At 38.9% G+C, this 17,235-nt stretch carries 18 protein-coding genes; 14 read left to right on the forward strand and 4 right to left on the reverse strand.

Features of this window, described 5'->3' with window-relative positions:
• The first annotated feature begins 184 nt into the window (after window positions 1-184).
• From dxs to C9E89_RS07080, 9 genes are all read left to right on the forward strand, one after another.
• Entirely contained in the window at window positions 185-2,089 is a 1,905-nt protein-coding gene (dxs, locus tag C9E89_RS07040; RefSeq protein ID WP_107007549.1) for a 1-deoxy-D-xylulose-5-phosphate synthase, read from the forward strand.
• 137 nt (window positions 2,090-2,226) lie between these two features.
• Complete coding sequence (locus C9E89_RS07045) at window positions 2,227-3,057, forward strand: inositol monophosphatase family protein (protein WP_107007550.1); 831 nt, start codon at window positions 2,227-2,229, stop codon at window positions 3,055-3,057.
• A gap of 42 nt (window positions 3,058-3,099) precedes the next feature.
• Window positions 3,100-3,711 (forward strand): shikimate kinase, encoded by a 612-nt coding sequence (locus C9E89_RS07050; protein WP_228198991.1) that lies wholly within the window; start codon window positions 3,100-3,102, stop codon window positions 3,709-3,711.
• Between the two features lie 388 nt (window positions 3,712-4,099).
• Entirely contained in the window at window positions 4,100-5,965 is a 1,866-nt protein-coding gene (locus tag C9E89_RS07055; protein WP_107007551.1) for a DEAD/DEAH box helicase, read from the forward strand.
• A 417-nt stretch (window positions 5,966-6,382) separates the two neighbouring features.
• On the forward strand, window positions 6,383-7,201 hold the full coding sequence (locus tag C9E89_RS07060; protein WP_107007638.1) for an ABC transporter ATP-binding protein: 819 nt from the start codon (window positions 6,383-6,385) through the stop codon (window positions 7,199-7,201).
• Complete coding sequence (gene mlaE / locus C9E89_RS07065) at window positions 7,198-7,977, forward strand: lipid asymmetry maintenance ABC transporter permease subunit MlaE (protein ID WP_107007552.1); 780 nt, start codon at window positions 7,198-7,200, stop codon at window positions 7,975-7,977. The genes C9E89_RS07060 and mlaE overlap by 4 nt, the downstream gene beginning before the upstream one ends.
• Entirely contained in the window at window positions 7,977-8,654 is a 678-nt protein-coding gene (gene mlaD, locus C9E89_RS07070; protein ID WP_107007553.1) for an outer membrane lipid asymmetry maintenance protein MlaD, read from the forward strand. Before mlaE ends, mlaD begins: the two co-directional genes overlap by 1 nt.
• 22 nt (window positions 8,655-8,676) lie before the next feature.
• Complete coding sequence (locus tag C9E89_RS07075; protein WP_107007554.1) at window positions 8,677-9,309, forward strand: MlaC/ttg2D family ABC transporter substrate-binding protein; 633 nt, start codon at window positions 8,677-8,679, stop codon at window positions 9,307-9,309.
• Between the two features lie 15 nt (window positions 9,310-9,324).
• Window positions 9,325-9,612 (forward strand): STAS domain-containing protein, encoded by a 288-nt coding sequence (locus tag C9E89_RS07080; protein ID WP_107007555.1) that lies wholly within the window; start codon window positions 9,325-9,327, stop codon window positions 9,610-9,612.
• 66 nt (window positions 9,613-9,678) lie between these two features.
• On the opposite strand, the gene C9E89_RS07085 is transcribed toward C9E89_RS07080, so the two are convergent.
• Complete coding sequence (locus C9E89_RS07085; protein WP_107007556.1) at window positions 9,679-10,692, reverse strand: CorA family divalent cation transporter; 1,014 nt, start codon at window positions 10,690-10,692, stop codon at window positions 9,679-9,681.
• 158 nt (window positions 10,693-10,850) lie between these two features.
• Here C9E89_RS07085 and C9E89_RS07090 point away from each other — a divergent pair, with 158 nt between their 5' ends.
• Together C9E89_RS07090 and C9E89_RS07095 are read left to right on the forward strand one after the other, a co-directional pair.
• Window positions 10,851-11,468, forward strand: a complete 618-nt coding sequence (locus C9E89_RS07090) for an LOG family protein (RefSeq protein ID WP_107007557.1) — start codon at window positions 10,851-10,853, stop codon at window positions 11,466-11,468.
• Between the two features lie 108 nt (window positions 11,469-11,576).
• Window positions 11,577-11,984, forward strand: a complete 408-nt coding sequence (locus C9E89_RS07095; RefSeq protein WP_107007558.1) for an NUDIX hydrolase — start codon at window positions 11,577-11,579, stop codon at window positions 11,982-11,984.
• Window positions 11,985-12,011: 27 nt separating this feature from the next.
• Here C9E89_RS07095 and C9E89_RS07100 read toward each other — a convergent pair whose 3' ends face one another.
• The 3 genes from C9E89_RS07100 to recG are packed head-to-tail and all read right to left on the reverse strand — an operon-like array spanning window position 12,012 to window position 15,216.
• Entirely contained in the window at window positions 12,012-12,641 is a 630-nt protein-coding gene (locus tag C9E89_RS07100; protein ID WP_107007559.1) for a ComF family protein, read from the reverse strand.
• A 39-nt stretch (window positions 12,642-12,680) separates the two neighbouring features.
• Window positions 12,681-13,154: a hypothetical protein gene (locus tag C9E89_RS07105; RefSeq protein ID WP_107007560.1), complete on the reverse strand. Its 474-nt coding sequence runs from the start codon at window positions 13,152-13,154 to the stop codon at window positions 12,681-12,683.
• A 16-nt stretch (window positions 13,155-13,170) separates the two neighbouring features.
• Window positions 13,171-15,216 (reverse strand): ATP-dependent DNA helicase RecG, encoded by a 2,046-nt coding sequence (recG, locus tag C9E89_RS07110; RefSeq protein ID WP_107007561.1) that lies wholly within the window; start codon window positions 15,214-15,216, stop codon window positions 13,171-13,173.
• Window positions 15,217-15,275: 59 nt separating this feature from the next.
• On the opposite strand from recG, the gene C9E89_RS07115 reads away from it, so the two are divergent.
• The 3 genes from C9E89_RS07115 (at window position 15,276) to C9E89_RS07125 (ending at window position 17,183) form a co-directional block, all read left to right on the forward strand.
• The gene (locus C9E89_RS07115) at window positions 15,276-16,046 is read left to right on the forward strand and encodes an NAD(P)H-binding protein (protein ID WP_107007562.1); all 771 of its coding nucleotides are present in this window, start codon (window positions 15,276-15,278) and stop codon (window positions 16,044-16,046) included.
• 109 nt (window positions 16,047-16,155) lie between these two features.
• A complete protein-coding gene (locus tag C9E89_RS07120) occupies window positions 16,156-16,617 on the forward strand; it encodes a transcriptional regulator, SarA/Rot family (RefSeq protein ID WP_107007563.1) in 462 nt (153 codons plus the stop codon).
• 2 nt (window positions 16,618-16,619) lie between these two features.
• Window positions 16,620-17,183 carry an NADPH-dependent FMN reductase gene (locus tag C9E89_RS07125; protein WP_107007564.1) on the forward strand — a complete coding sequence of 188 codons (564 nt, stop codon included), beginning with the start codon at window positions 16,620-16,622 and terminating at the stop codon, window positions 17,181-17,183.
• Window positions 17,184-17,235: the final 52 nt, after the last annotated feature.

Consider the following 17,235-nt stretch of genomic DNA (forward strand, 5'->3'; position numbering starts at 1 on the left):
AGTTGATCTAGAGATAGATTATTCAGGATAATTGTCATAACGAACACAATTGCGAAGTTGGATTGACTCTAATGACGCATCATTATAAATGTGGCTGATTGAATATGATATGATTCGATCTCACAATCATGCTAACCCGTGTCCCTAGCTTAGATTTGCCAGGCTTTAGAAGGCTTTGCCACATATGTTGTATACTGAAATACCTAGTCAACGTCCTGTTACGCCATTGTTGGATGCTATTGATCATCCACAACAATTACGTCAGCTTGAGCAGAGCCAATTGGCACAGGTCGCGGACGAATTACGTCAATTTATTTTGTATGCTGCTGGTCAAAGTGGCGGGCATTTTGGTGCAAACCTTGGCGTTGTCGAATTAACAATAGCACTCCACTATTGTTTTAATACTCCAAATGACCGATTAGTTTGGGATGTAGGGCATCAAGCTTATCCCCACAAGGCATTAACGGGTCGCCGAGAACAATTGACCACCATACGTGCTAAAAATGGTTTAGCTGCTTTTCCTGCACGTGAAGAATCTGTCTTTGATACTTTTGGTGTAGGGCATTCATCCACTGCAATTTCAGCAGGTTTGGGTATGGCACTAGCACGTCGCTACCAAAAAGACCCATGTGATGTCGTCGCCATTGTTGGTGATGGTGCTATGACAGCAGGTATGGCATTTGAAGCGATGAATGATGCGGTTGCTCATCATGCTGACTTGATGGTTGTACTCAATGACAATGATATGTCTATTTCATGTAGTACAGGTGGTTTTGCTAAACACCTTGCTGCAATTTGGGAAAAAGGGCAATTTATAAATATTGATGAGCAAGGTCAGGCTTTTGTTCAAGACTGCCCAGAGTGGGATTACAATTCTCGTTTACATCAATCTGCAACTGATGCAGCAGATAACTTATTTAAAGCGATTGGCTTTGATTATTTTGGACCGTTTGACGGTCATGATGTCAATCAATTAGTCCAAGTGTTTAATGCGCTGAAAAAACGCAAAGGACCACGCTTAATTCACATTTATACGGTGAAAGGTAAAGGATTTGCGCCTGCGGAAGCAGACCAAATCAAATATCATGCAATTGGCAAAATAAATGCAAGTCCTGCAAAAGCGACTGCGCCAAAGTACTCAGATGTATTTGGTCAATGGTTGTGTGATCAAGCTGCGCAAGATGACAAATTACTCGCTATTACACCAGCGATGTGTGAAGGTTCGGGAATGGTGCAGTTTGCCAAACAATTCCCTGAGCGCTATTTTGACGTGGCGATTGCAGAACAACATGCTGTGACCTTGGCAGCAGGTATGGCGTGTGAAGGCTTAAAACCAGTTGTGGCGATTTATTCAACCTTTTTACAACGCGGTTATGATCAACTGATCCACGATGTTGCATTACAAAATTTAGATGTGACATTTGGTATAGATCGTGCAGGTTTGGTTGGTGAAGATGGTCCCACGCATGCAGGTGCATATGACTATGCCTTTATGCGTACTGTGCCAAATATGGTGATCATGGCACCAAAAGACGAAAATGAATGCCGCCAAATGTTGCATACGGCTTATATTTATAAAGGTCCAACGGCTGTTCGTTATCCGCGAGGTAATGGACTTGGTGTTGAGATTCAGCAGCAACTGACTGCACTTGAAATTGGTAAAGCAGAATTATTGCTAGAGTTAAATACTGAACATGAAGAATGCATCAGTATTTTGGCTTTTGGTAGCAGAGTACAAACTGCATTGGATGCTGCACATCAATTAGCTTCTAAATTGGATATTACAATACGTGTTGTGAATATGCGTTTTGTGAAACCATTAGATGAGCAAATCATTCGTGATTTAGCAGACAAAACCAGTTTATTTGTCACTGTAGAAGAACATGCTGTAATGGCAGGTGCGGGTAGTGCTGTGAATGAATTCCTTGTGCATGCTCAAATTGTAAAACCAATCCTGAATCTTGGTTTACCTGATGAATTTTTGCCACAAGCCAGTCATGCTGAAATGTTGCAAGATTGCGGTTTAGATGTGCAAGGCATTCAAAATGCAATTGAACAAGCTTGGCTTAATTTTGTGCAACATGTTTGAAGCTTTTAAATACTCATAAATAAATGAGTTAAAAAAATAGCAACAAAATTTCCCTAAAAGCCCCAATATTTGTTAAAATGTTGGGGCTTTTATGCATTATTCTTTATCAGTATCTTCAAATTTGTAGTGGGTGTTCAATGGAACCTATGGTGGTTATGGCTGCGCGTGCGGCTCAATTAGTTGGTCAAGAGCTTTTAAAAGCGCATCAAAATCGTCATAAACTCGATCTACAAGTCGAAGAAAAAGGTATTGATGGTCCAGTAACTCGTGTAGATCGCTACATTGAGCAACTAACAATTGATACACTTCGTAAAAGTTATAAAAATCACAGCTTCCTTGGTGAAGAATTTGGTTTACAAGAAGGTAAAGGTCACGATGCAGATTGGTGCTGGGTGATTGATCCGCTTGATGGTACGCTAAACTTCATTAATGGTTTCCCTCATTTCTGTGTTTCTATTGCAGTTCAACATAAAGGTGTAACTCAGCACGGCGTTATTTATGACCCTGTGAAAGATGAGTTGTTTTCTGCAAGCCGTGGTCGCGGTGCAATGTTGAACCAACGCCGTATTCGTGTAAATGTGAAAGACAACCTTGAAAATACATTCATGGGTGTTGGTCATGCATTCCGTAAAATCCGTAATGGCGAAGTGGTTTCTTATGCAAAAAACCATTTTGATTCATTGTTAAATGTGACTGAAGCTGGTGCGCAATATCGCCGTGCAGGTTCTGCTGCATTAGATTTGGCTTATGTGGCTGCGGGTCGTTTAGATGGTTATTTTGAACTTGGTTTGAAACCTTGGGATATCGCAGCAGGCGAACTCATTGTAAAAGAAGCGGGCGGTACAGTGGTTGATGCACGTGGTGGTTCTGATTCTATGGAAAACGGTCAAGTGATCGCATGTTCTATGAAAATGTTAAAACCATTAATGCAAGCGGTTGTTCCTGCTTGGGGTGAAGCTGCGAAGTAATTTATGCTTTTGTAGATTGAGTTTTAAAAAGCCTTCATGTGAATGAGGGCTTTTTTATGTGATATTGGAAATTATAAGATAACTAAAAATAGGGATTTAAAAAAATTGATCATACACTTTATTAGATTAGGTGGCTCAGGTAAAACGACTACAGCAAAAAGTTTGGCGATAAAAATGAATGTGCCATGCCTTGATTTGGATGAATATTTTATTGAAAATATTGGTGATATTGCTCAATTTATAAATAAGAATGGTTATGACGCTTATGCAGTACGAAATGTTGCATTGTATATTCAGCTAAAACAAAGTCTTGATAGTGATAATAGAGCAATTATTGTATGTTCATCAGGATTTATGATTTATCCAGAAAATATTCAGCTTAATTATTTACAACTAAAACAAGAAATTGAAAATGATCCTTTGACCTTTTTATTGATGCCATCTTTAGATTTAGATAAATGTATTGAAGTTATTGTGAAAAGACAATTGTCGAAATCGTATTTAGATACAAATGCTGAAAAAGAGGAAATGAAAGTTAGGAAAAGATTTGAGATTTATCATAATTTGAATTGTTGTAAGGTTTTAACAAATCAATTGGTAGATGAAGTTGTTGAAAAAATTAGCGTATTGATTGCTTTAAAAAGTGATATTTAAATAATCAGACGAAGCTGTATTTTTAATTGCTACTTTTTTATACATATTCCAAACATCACTCACAGGAAAAAACAATAAAACTTCGTGACATTATTTTAAATTCTGCTATACTCCGCCCACGCACTAAATTTCGTTCATTACCTGAACATTTCTCTTCTATATTGTGTATGCGCGTCCGGTCCAAAGAGAGGACAATATTTCGCGCCCCACCCAATCGCTTAAGCGATTCCTTCAGGTTGCGGCTGTAATCAAATGTGCGTTATACGCATCGTCGTTCTCGGATCGCCGCTGATTCTATATTTTCAGCGATTATTGCTGTACCGCTTTTTGCCGATGTCCAATAGACCATATTTTTAATGGAGCACCCACATTCGGGGTGAATATCTCTATGAGCAAAACTTTTGCTGATTTTCCTTTAGACGAGTCATTACATAAAGCACTCGAATCTCTTGGCTTTACGACACCTACACCAGTTCAAGAACAATCGATTCCAGCGGCTTTAGAAGGTAAAGACCTTTTAGTATCAAGCCAAACAGGTTCTGGTAAAACTGCTGCATTCTTACTCCCAACGTTAAATGCTTTAGCTGGACAAGAAACTTTTGTACCATTTAAAGAACGTATGAAAGCGGTTACTCAACCGAATATTCTTGTAATTTCACCTACACGTGAACTTGCACAACAAGTGTGCCAAGATGCAATTGCATTTGTACGTCATATGAAAGGTGTACGTGTTGCTGCAATCATGGGTGGTATGCCATTTGGTAAGCAAATCCAGCAGTTAAAAGGCGCGCAAGTTGTAGTTGCAACGCCAGGTCGTTTACTTGACCTTGTAAACCGTCGTCAAATCAAACTGGATAAAGTTGATTCTTTAATTGTTGATGAAGCTGACCGTATGCTTGATTTAGGTTTCTCTGAAGACCTAGAAGCAATTAGCGATTTAGCTGTAAATCGTAAACAAACATTAATGTTCTCTGCAACATTTGCACCACGTATCATTAATCTTGCTGAACGCATGATGAATGAGCCAGAGCGTATTGCAATTGAGACAGGTCATTCTACAAATACTGACATTACCCAAACTTTACATTGGACTGATGGTTTTGAGCATAAGAAAAAATTGCTTACACATTGGTTAAGTGAAGAAGATGTAGATCAAGCTGTTGTATTTGCTTCAACACAAGAAGATACAGACATGTTAGCTGAAGAGTTAGCTGAAGCTGGTCTTTCAGTTGTAGCACTTCATGGTGCGATGCCACAAACTGTACGTAACCGTCGTTTACGTTCTATCCGTGAAGGTCGTGCAAAAATCTTAGTTGCAACTGATGTTGCAGCACGTGGTCTAGATGTACCAACGATTTCACACGTAATCAACTTTGGTCTTCCAATGAAGAACGAAGATTATGTACACCGTATTGGTCGTACAGGTCGTGCAGGTCGTACAGGTAAAGCAATTACTTTAGCAACTTATCGTGAACGCGGTAAAATTCGTGCTTTAGAAGATTATTTAGATGCACGTTTAAATGTATCTGAAATTGAAGGTTTAGAACCATCTCCACCTCCTGCACGCGGTAGCCGTGATGGTGGCGGTCGTGGTCGTAACGGTGGTGGTCGTCGTGACGGCGGTCGTGGTGGCTTCGGTGGTGGTCGTCGTTTTGAAGGCGAAAGCAATTTCAAACGTCGTGAAGGTGGTGAAGACCGTCCACGCCGTAGCTTCGATGACAAACCTCGTGGTGATCGTCCATCTTATGGTGAAGATCGTCCTAAGCGTTCATTTGGTGGTGAAGAGCGTCCACGTCGCGAGTTCAACTCTGATCGTCCACGCCGTGAAGGTGGTTTTGAAGACCGTCCACGTCGCGAGTTCAACTCTGATCGTCCACGCCGTGAAGGTGGTTTCGAAGATCGTCCGCGTCGCGAGTTCAACTCTGATCGCCCACGTCGTGAAGGCGGTTTTAACGATAAACCTCGTTTTAACTCGAATGATGACAACCGTGGTAACAGCGTAGACTATAAACCACGTCGTGAAGGTAGCTTCGGTGACCGTCCTAAACGTGATTTTGGCGACCGTCCACAACGTTCATTCGGTGATGACCGTCCTAAGCGTTCATTTGGTGGTGAAGAGCGTCCACGTCGTGAATTTAACAATGATCGTCCACGCCGTGAATTCAATGAAGACCGTCCTAAACGTTCTTTTGGTGATGATCGTCCTAAGCGTGAGTTCAGTTCAGATCGTCCAAAACGTAAATTTAATGACTAATTAAATAAAAAACCAGCCTTTAGGGCTGGTTTTTTATTGTAAAAAATATGTCACATAAAATTGTTTTTATTTTGAAATTAATCACATTAATGTTAAGATGATGAGGAAGTAACTTGTAGGATGTAGAATGTGATTAAAGAAAGTTATGGAGAAGTGATGCTATATATATTTTCAATTCTTCTCATCTCAAATATTGTTTATTTTATTTATAGTATTCTAATTTAAGTAAAATTAAAGATTTAATGAGTCGTAAAATAAATAAAACTGATCTGAATTTAATCAATAAATAATCAATAAACACACCTTGAGCGCATTGATCTGTAAAAATTAGAACAAACGCTTCATCTTTAATTACAACAAATTACTGAATTTCAGAGTATAGTATGCGAGCTGATGAATGCAGGAAAACGTTCAGCTATGAATAATCAATCATTTCTCGATGGACAAGCTTTAATTGAAGTAAGCAATTTAAGTTTTAACCGAGGGGAACGTGTCATTTATGACAATGTAAGTTTAAAAATTCGTCGTGGGCAAATTACCGCAATTATGGGACCATCAGGTACAGGTAAGACAACTTTACTGAGATTAATCGGTGGTCAGTTGGCACCTGATTCAGGTCAAGTATTGCTTGATGGTAAAAGTATTGCCTCCATGTCTCGTACTGAATTATTTGCTGCTCGTGCACGTATGGGAATGTTATTCCAAAGTGGTGCATTATTTACAGACATGACTGTTTATGAAAATGTCGCTTTCCCGATTCGAGCACATACGAAGCTCCCTGAAAATTTAATTGCAGAATTAGTTGCGTTAAAATTAGAGTCTGTCGGTCTACGTGGTGCTGAAAAGCTGATGCCATCCGAGCTTTCTGGTGGTATGAACCGTCGTGTGGCACTGGCTCGTGCGATTGCATTAGACCCTGATTTGATCATGTATGATGAACCTTTTGCAGGACAAGATCCAATCGTGATGGGTGTGTTGACACGTCTCATTCGTTCTTTACGTGAAGCATTAGATTTAACCACGATTATTGTGTCGCATGATGTAGATGAAACGCTTTCAATTGCAGATTACATCTATGTTGTTGCAGAAGGAAAAGTACAAGGTGAAGGCACACCTGCCGAATTACAACAACATGCTTCTCCATTTGTACAACAGTTTTTAACAGGTTCAGTTGAAGGACCTGTGGATTATCAATTTAGTCATCAAGCTTATTTAAGCAATGAGGTTGGTTCATGAATGCAATTGCCTTATTAGGTAGACGCGTTCTAGAACGTGTTCAGGGCATTGGCGTTGCGACAGTCATGTTGCTTCGTATTTTATGCTCTATGCCGACCCTTTTAGGGGTAAAGCTTTTTATTTATCAAATGTATCGAGTCGGTGTTCTATCTTTCTTGATCATTGCTGTTTCAGGTTTATTTATTGGTGCAGTGCTTGGTTTGCAGATGTATAACATTCTCGTTACTTTTGGTAGTGAAGCAATGTTAGGTGCAGCCGTTGCATTGACGTTATTGCGTGAACTAGCGCCTGTTGTTGCTGCATTACTTTTTGCTGGTCGAGCAGGTTCTGCATTAACTGCCGAAATTGGCTTAATGAAAGCCACTGAGCAGCTTTCAAGTATGGAAATGATCGGGGTTGATCCTTTAAAACGAGTTGTATCACCACGGTTATGGGCTGGAATTATCAGTTTACCGATGTTGTCTGTGATTTTTGCTGCGATTGGGATTATGGGCGGTAAAATGGTGGGCGTTGACTTTCTTGGTGCAGATGAAGGTTCTTATTGGAGTGGGATTTTTAGTAGTACACAATTTTATAAAGATGTACTCAATGGCACCATTATTAAGAGTTTAGTTTTTGCCTTAATCTGTACATGGATTGCGGTATACCAAGGCTATACCTGTGAGCCAACTTCTGAAGGTATTGCAACTTCAACGACACGTACAGTCGTATATTCATCATTGTGTGTATTAGGTTTTGATTTTGTGTTGACTGCGGTCATGTTCGGAGGGGTTTAATGAAGTCACGTACTAGTGAGCTGGCCGTAGGTGTTTTTGTCATTGTCTTCGGTTTAGCTTTATTTTTCTTAGCAATGAAAGTCAGCGGTTTGGTGGGAAATACCCTAAAAGATAGCTATAGCATGACGGCAACTTTTGATAATGTAAATGGTTTAAAACCACGTGCAAAAGTGACCATGAGTGGTGTGAAAATTGGTCAAGTTGAATCTATTTCTTTAGATCCAGTTACACGACTAGCGACAGTTAAATTTGATTTAGATGGTTCTTTAACTAGTTTTAACCCAGCACAATTAAAGACTGTACAGCAAAATGCTTTAGAAGAATTACGCTATAGTTCAGACTACCAAGCTGCTGATGCAAAGAAACAAAAAGAAATGGAACAGCAACTATTGAGTAACATGAAATCCATCACCAGTATTGATGAAGATGCTTACATAATGGTTGCAACAAATGGTCTATTAGGCGAAAAATATCTTAAAGTTGTACCGGGTGGTGGCTTGAACTATGTTAAACGTGGTGAAAGTGTTTCAAATACTCAAGGTACAATGGATCTAGAAGACCTTATTTCTAAATTTATTACTGGTGGTGCAGGGAAATCATCAGAGGGTGCATCAGGTTCTCAAGATGCATCTACATCGACAGAAACGACTGATGCTCAAACATCTTTTGTGGAATAAGCATAAGCGGAGAGATTTAAAGATGAATATGTTATTAAAACAAACTTTCACTGCAACAGTATTGACAACAATGCTTGCGACTGCTGCAAATGCTGCCCCTGCCGAAGCACCTGCAGCATTTGTAAAACGTGTTGCAGATGGTTTAATTACACGTTTAAAAGCAGACCATGCGAAGTTACAAAATAACCCAGCAGCGGTTAAAGCCATTGTCCGTCAAAACTTAGATCCATATGTGGATGGTCAGGCATTTACACGTATTGTGATGGGTACTTATGCGACAAATCAATATAGTAATGCTGCTCAACGTGCTCAATTTGAACAAAATTTCCGTAATACGTTGATTGAGAATTATGGTTCAGCTTTTGCTAAATATACAAACCAAACATATAGCATGCGTCCATATAAAGACACAGGCAGTAAGAACCCAGTTGTAACACTCGACTTTAATAATAAAGGCGAAAAAATTCCTGTCTCATTCCAATTGGCGGATCATGGTTCACAATGGAAAATTCGTAATATCAATGTATCAGGGATCGACTTGGGCTTACAATTCCGTAATCAGTTTGCCGCTAACGTAAAACGTAATGGTGGCAATATTGACAAAGCAATTGCAACATTTGAACCAGATGCAGATGCAGCAGTCAATAAAAAATAAGTTGGTAGGTGTTGAATGATTGAATTTAAAAATCAGGAACTGTATGTCAGCGGTAAGATTGCTTATGAGAATGCTGAAAACTATTATTTAAATGGTTTGAAAATCATTCAGGCTGAAAATAAATTTCCATTAACGGTGAATTTATCACAGTTGGAACATGGCAGTACTTTGGCTTTGTCTGTTTTGGTGCAGTGGTTACGTCATACACCAAGTACGCAAGGCTTACAATTTAAAGCTGTTCCTGAAAAGATGATGAAGATCATTCAAGCTTGTCATTTACAAGATGATTTACAATTGATTTAAATTGTTAAAGTAAAAAGAAAAGCACCGAAAGGTGCTTTTTTTATGAATGGATACATAAGCAAAAAATCAAATCCATTTTTTCCATCTAAAGTAAATCAATGGTCCAACAAAGAACGCAACCAAAATACTAATGACCACATAAAAACTCGTCGTACCATGGGCAAAAGGTAAAACTTCAGTGTTCATCCCATAAATACTGGCGATAAGCATCGGAGGTGCAAGCATACTGGGTAAAATGGAGAATCGACGAATTGTATCGTTTTGTTCGGTGTTAATGAAGCCAGAAGTTGTGTCGAGTAGGAATCGAACTTTTTGAAATAAAAAGGCATCATGCTCAACCAAAGAGCGTACATCTTCGCTTAGCTCACGAATATCACCATCATAAATATGGCTGCCTAAAGCACGAGGACGAGACAGGAAAGTCAATACACGACGCAAATCGATTAAGCACAGTTGTGCTTTTCCGATCATATCTTCTTTTTGCGCTAAACGAGTAATCATGTCATCCAAATCTAAGATTTGTTCACGATGTCGAACATTCAGCACTTCAGTAGAATAGAGCTCTAAATCTTTATGCACATCTTCTAAAATATCAGCTAATTCATCTAGTTTTGCTTCAAGTAAGCCCAATAAAATCCAAGTTGGATCTTTATAGTCAATGTCATAGTCATTGCGTCGAGCACGTGCTCTAAAGGCACGAAAAGCGACAAGTTTTTCGCCACGTAGCGTGAATAGACGTTCTTTATGCAAAATAAAGGCAACAGTTTGCACAGTTGCTAACATATTTGAAGAATCTTCAGGATCTCCTTCCACTTGATAGTTTTTGTTTTTCGTTAAAAAATAAGTGCTGATATGTAAAATACCATCATCATCACGGTAAAATCGAGCCGATGATGAAATGTCTTCAAGTGATTTTAGCGTGGGGAAGTTTTGCTCATAGGCTTGTAGTACCCATTCTTGCTCTTCTTGTGAAGGTGCGATAAGGTCAATCCACACCAATTCAGGGTGTAAATCAAATCCTCCATTGATAGTTGCATCTTCTAAGCTACCGCGCTCTGTGGCATAAAAGGCTTCAAGCATAGTGTCTTTTCTCCCTTGCGCAGTATAGCGTTAAATCGATGCGTGTATTTTAGACAAGGATTTCATTAAAAACACTGATTTGATCATTCTTTTGCAAAAAAAATCTTGATCATTGATTTATAACTGTAACATGACAAAGTTAAAATTAGGTTAAATTTATGAATTCTATTGCAATTTTTTGTGGTTCATCGCTTGGTTCAGATCAAATTTTTGCTGATATTGCTAAACTGACTGGTGAAACTATCGCCAAACAGGGCAAAACTTTGGTTTATGGTGGTGGTCGTTCTGGCTTAATGGGCATTGTTGCAGACAGTGCTTTGGCGGTTGGTGGCAAAGTGATTGGCGTAATTCCGCAAGGTTTGGTAGATCGTGAGTTGGCGCATCCACATTTAACAGAGCTGTATATTGTTAAAAATATGCATGAACGTAAAACCAAAATGTCTGAGCTTTCGGATGGTTTTATTGCTTTGCCGGGTGGTGCAGGAACAATAGAAGAAATTTTTGAGCAATGGACATGGGCGCAACTCGGCATTCATTTAAAACCGTGTGCATTTTTAAATGTTGAAGGTTTTTATGATGATTTATTAAAATTCATTCAACTGACCACCGATAAAGGTTTTTCTAAAGCGCGTTTTACAGATCAATTGATTTACTCAGATTGTTTAGATGAAATTTTATTGAAATTTGAAAACTATCAAGCACCTGAGCCAAAATGGGGTGTGAAAGACCGTGAAGAATTGGTCAAATTGGATGATGTAGATAAAAATTTTGACTAATTAAAAGTACAGCGTTTATTTACATTTAATAATTATCTTAAACACAATATATTGCATGTTGATTGAATTAATATCACAATATATTGTGTTTTTTATTTTATAGCTGTCATGAACGTTATTACTGTTGCTGCGGCAATTATTCTCAATGATCAAAATGAATTGCTCTTGGTTCGTAAGAAAAATACTGAGTTTTTTATGCAAGTGGGTGGTAAGTTAGAGGAAAATGAAGCGCCTGAACGCACCATGTTACGTGAAATTACAGAAGAAATTGGTGCAAAAGCCGATATTCAGCAATTTATTGGTCGTTTTGAAACGCGCGCAGCCAATGAAGCAGGGCATCAATTGGTAAGTTATGTTTATCACGTTACATTGGAGCAAGCGCCTCGAATTGATGCTGAAATTGTAGAGATGAAGTGGATTGCTTTGGATCATGATCCGACATGGCTAGCGCCTTTAACAAATGAAATTGTGATTCCGTGGTGTCTGGAAAATATTGCAAATATATCTACACTCTAAACTGTGCCAAAAAAAGAGAGTGCTTCATTATTCAGCCATTGCAATACACGCATTATAAATCTGCTGACAACCTAAATCTGTTAAGGCTTGATTCATTGCATGAATTGAACTTCCTGTCGTCACTACATCATCAATCATTAACACTTTTTTATATTTTCGTTTTTCTGTAGTTATGATCTGAAATTGGTTTTCAATATTTTCCAGTCGTTCAATCCGACTTAAACCTTTTTGTGAATGCTGTGCTGCACGAATCACAGGTTGCCACACGGGTATTTGTAGTTCTCTTGCCATAATTTTGGCAATGACCAACATTTGGTTATAGCCACGGTCTTTGAGTCTTTCTGTAGAAATCGGCATGGGCACAATGGCTTGGACTTTGGGTAGTCTTAGATTTAACAAGCTGTGTGCAAGCAGGTTTTGATATTGCAGTTGTTGTTCATATTTATAGGTTTGGATAATGCGATCAATTGGAAAGTCATAGTGATGTGCACAGAGTATGTGATGTTCATGGCGTTCAATGGATTGTTGATACCAAGGCAGATGTTCCCAACAATCATTGCAGAGAGAATGTTGTTGTTGGCGGTCGATGCCACAAAGCAGGCAAGGGGAAATGCTTTGTACGCCTTTGTGGAGTATTTGGTTGATAAGTTGGAGCATGATGTTCTCTTTATTTTTATATAAGACGAATCATATTTGTTATGAATCAAGCCATTGTTTTGCTTTTTCTATGCCGTAGTCTATTGCTTTAATTATGTTAAAGAAATGCCAATCGGGTCGGTTTTCGCCATAAGATGTAATAAGTGAAAGTAATCCGTTAGATTTAGAAGATGATACAACAATGACAGGAAATGGAGGTTCGTTTGGATTGGTTTTGTCATTTTTAAATTGATGAATATTCCCAAATACATCAAGTATTGAATCACCCCAATGATAGGAAAGCTCTCGAAAATCTAATATGATGCAATCAGCATTAAATACCTGTAAACCAAGCATACTAATCGCTGCAATATATTCAGCATGCTCTTTTCCTGAAGAACCATCAGGATATTCACCGAAAAAAGCAACAATTAAAATTTTGTGATAATCCGTTTGTTTTTCATCTACAAGAAAAAAATTACTATTAATGCTGTCAGGTTTTTGAAATGAAACTCTGTTTATATTGTAAGTCATTTTATATCCCTTTTATTTACACATACGCATATCTCGGTGCTTCAGGTAACCATCTTTTTAGCAACGCTTCTGCATTTTCAGGATAGTCTTTTAATACTTGGCTTGCGACATGATGTGCTTGATTGAGCAAATGATCATCTCTTTCAAGTTTCGCCACACGAAAGCCCATATCACCTGTTTGTTTGGTTCCAAGTAGTTCACCCGGACCACGAATTTCTAAATCCTTTTCGGCAATGATAAAACCGTCATTGGTTTCCCGCATGATACGTAAACGTTCTTGCCCATTTTGCGACAGTGGATGCTTATAGACTAGGGCGCAGAAACTTGCCGTGGCACCACGTCCAACTCGTCCACGAAGCTGATGTAGTTGGGAAAGCCCTAAACGCTCTGCATTTTCAATGACCATAATGGAAGCATTCGGCACATCGACACCGACCTCAATCACAGTTGTTGCAATTAAAAGCTGTAATTCATTGTCCTTGAACTGTTGCATGACCGCTTGCTTGTCATCAGCTTTCATTTTGCCATGCACAAGTCCAATATTCAGTTCAGGAAAACGCTCTTTAATTTCCGCATACGTGGCTTCGGCAGCTTGTGCATCCAATGTTTCCGACTGTTCGACGAGAGTACAAACCCAATAGGCTTGTTTGCCTTCAGCACAGTTTTTGGCAATACGCTGTAAGACTTCTTCACGACGATCAAGTGGAATGGTCACAGTTTGAATCGGAGTACGACCGGGAGGAAGTTCATCAATCACTGAGGTATCTAAGTCGCCATAAGCAGACATTGCCAAAGTCCGTGGAATCGGTGTTGCAGTCATAACGAGTTGGTGTGGCGTAGTATTATCGACCCCTTTATTTCGTAGGGCTAAACGCTGATCGACCCCAAAACGATGTTGTTCATCAATGATCACTAAACCCAATTTGGCAAATTCAACATTGTCCTGAAACAATGCATGTGTCCCGACCACGACATTTGCCGTACCGTCTTTGATGGTCTGTTCCGCCGCAGTGCGTGCTTTGCCTTTTTGCTTGCCTGAAAGCCATGACACGTTTAAACCGAGTGGCTCAAACCATTTTTTAAAATTTAGATAATGCTGCTCGGCTAAAATCTCAGTCGGTGCCATGAGTGCCACTTGCCAACCTTCTTCAAGCGCATGACAAGCTGCTACACCTGCAACTAAAGTTTTTCCTGCGCCGACATCACCTTGTACAAGGCGCAACATCGGTTTATTTTGTTTTAAATCTTTGGCAATTTCATTGGATACACGTTTTTGAGCATTGGTCATTTCAAAAGGCAAACTTGCCAAAAGTTGCTTGGCAAAAGTTTTACTTGGTGAAAATGATGGTGCTGCAATCTGTTGAATATACGCTCGTCGAGTCAGTAAGCTGATTTGATGCACCACCAATTCTTCAAAAATAAGGCGTTGCTGTGCAGGGTGTGAACCTTGCGACAGTTGCAACATATTGGCATCCACAGGCGGATGGTGAATATATTCAAGCGCTTGTTTCATGGCATAGCCATTGGTAAATCTCTCAGGCAAGAGTTCAGGTAGGTCATCGGCATGATGATTGAGTGCTTGTTTGACATATTCACGTAGTTTAGGTTGGGTCAAACCCTCAGTTGCAGGGTAAATCGCTGTGAGTTCGGTCTGAGGTAAAGGCGTATGTTCGGTAATGAGCTGTATTTCAGGATGATATAACTCTAAACCGCGTGCGCCGACTCGAACTTCACCAAAGATTCTTAAACGATTGCCTGCTTTGGCACGGTCTGTCAGTGCTTTATAAATATGATAAAAACGTAAGGTGACTTTGCCGTAATCATCTTGTAGCAAAATTGCCATCGATTTGCGCTTTCCGGGTGGCATGTCTATTGATTTGACCACGCCTTCGAGCAAGTAGCTACGCCCAACCTGCAATTGGTTCATGGCAATGATCGTGCTACGATCTTCATAGTCACGTGGCAAATGAAACAGCAGGTCGTCTGTTGTGAAAATATTCAGTTTTTCAAGTAAAGCAGCGGCGGCATTGCCAACCCCTTGCAATTGATGGACGGCAGCCATGTCCCCTCTACTTAGGTTCTAGTGATCTTAATTGATCAGTTTTATGAATAGGTCATCTGATGCATATTCTATTTATCGGTTATGGTAAAACATCGCAGCGTGTTGCTAAACAATTATTTCAACAAGATCACCAAATTACCACAGTCAGCCGTAGTGCGAAAGAGGATGATTTTGCTGAACATTTGATTCAAGACATTCACCAATTAGATTTATCGCAGATTCAACCTGTCGATGTGGTTTATGTTTTGCTTGCACCATCTCGAAATACCACTTTAAGTTCTGTGGAAGCGTATCAGCAGACTTATGTAGATTCTGTGCAGCCGATTGTAAATGCTTTAAAAAATCATTCTGTAAAGCGAATTGTCGTAGTGTCGTCTACACGTGTTTATGGTGAAAATAAAGGTGAAATGATTAATGATGATTCACCAACGATTCCAAGTGATGAGCAAGGGCGTTTACTCTTGAAAATGGAGCAATTATGGCAACAGGCTTATCCTGATGAATGTGTGATTGTACGTCCGACAGGGATTTATGGAACGTCTACAGCGAGAATGGTCAAAATGGCTGAAACCACAAAGGCTTATCCGAATATTCATTGGTCAAATCGGATTCATATCGATGACCTTGCAAATTTCTTAGTGCATTTGCTTCACGTGGAACATCCTGAAAAATCATATATTTGTACCGATAATAAACCTCAACCTTTGCATGAAAAAATTTTAAAGATTCAGCATGAGTTGGGTTTATCTGAGTTGGTTTTGGAGAATGAGAGGGAGACGGGGAAGAGGATTTTTTCTGGAAAAGAGAAGGAAGGCTATAAAAAATTCTGATTGAAAGTATTTATAACAGGGAATAATGCTTAATTGTGGTTTAAATGTTTAGCTTGATTTGATTGTTAACCTGGTTGATAATTAACTTGGTTAATTATTTGGGGTATTTATGAACAGTTTAGAATTGTTAAAGGTGATGGAAAATTTTCAAATTTTTTCTGAACAACTAAAAAGCCTTCATCCGAAATATGCACATACATTGTCAATTACTCAACTTAAAATATTAACGATGTTGAAAGAGGCAAATACAGAAAACCATTTTAATAATGTCTATTTTAGTAAAAAATTTAATATTAGTTCGGCTGCAATCAGCAAGGCGATACGAGATTTAATTAAGAAGAATTTGATCACAGAGTTACGGAATATCGATAATGCCAGAGAAAAATTTTATTTGTTGACTGAAGAGGGTGTCGTAATTGCAGAGCAACATTTGGCATTTTTTCAAAATGTTAGTGAAAAAATATTAAGTTGGTTAAATGCAACATATTTAACCAGTGAAAGAGAATTAATTGCTGATTTCCTATGTCAATGGGAAGTTAAAAGTTTGTCAGTTATTCAACCCGAGAGTTAATCATGTCAAAAAAAATTCTTATTGTTGTTGGAAGTCTGCGCCAAGGTTCTTATAACCTGAAAATCGCAAAACACATTGTAAAAAGTAACCCGATTCAGGCAGAGTTTAAAATTGCTAAAATTGATGATCTAGCGCTTTATTCAGAGCTGTATGATGATGCTTCAGAAACTCCTGAAGCTTATACAAGAATTCGTGAAGACGTTGAACAAGCTGATGGTGTTATTTTTATCACACCTGAGTATAATCGTGGAACTTCTGCTGCACTTAAAAATGCAATTGACGTGGTATCCCGCCCTTGGGGGCAAAGCAAATGGAATAATAAACCTTGTTCTATTATTAGTTCAACAATTGGAACCAGTGGTGCGATTTCTGCAAATTACCAAGTTCGACAAACTCTCAATTGTTTGAATGCACCTGTAATGCCTGCGCCTGAAGTATGTTTATTTGGCATTAGTTCATCGTTTAATGAAAATGATGAGTTGATTAATGAGATCGTTGAAAAAATATTAGAAAACTTTACACAATCTTTTGATCGATGGATTGAAAAGTTTAAGCGTGATTTTTAAATTACTTAAATTTTGAAAAATCCCACTCATTCTCTTGTAGAGTAAGTTCCTT

Source organism: Acinetobacter sichuanensis (assembly GCF_003024515.2).
In the GTDB taxonomy this organism is placed as follows: Bacteria; Pseudomonadota; Gammaproteobacteria; order Pseudomonadales; family Moraxellaceae; genus Acinetobacter; species Acinetobacter sichuanensis.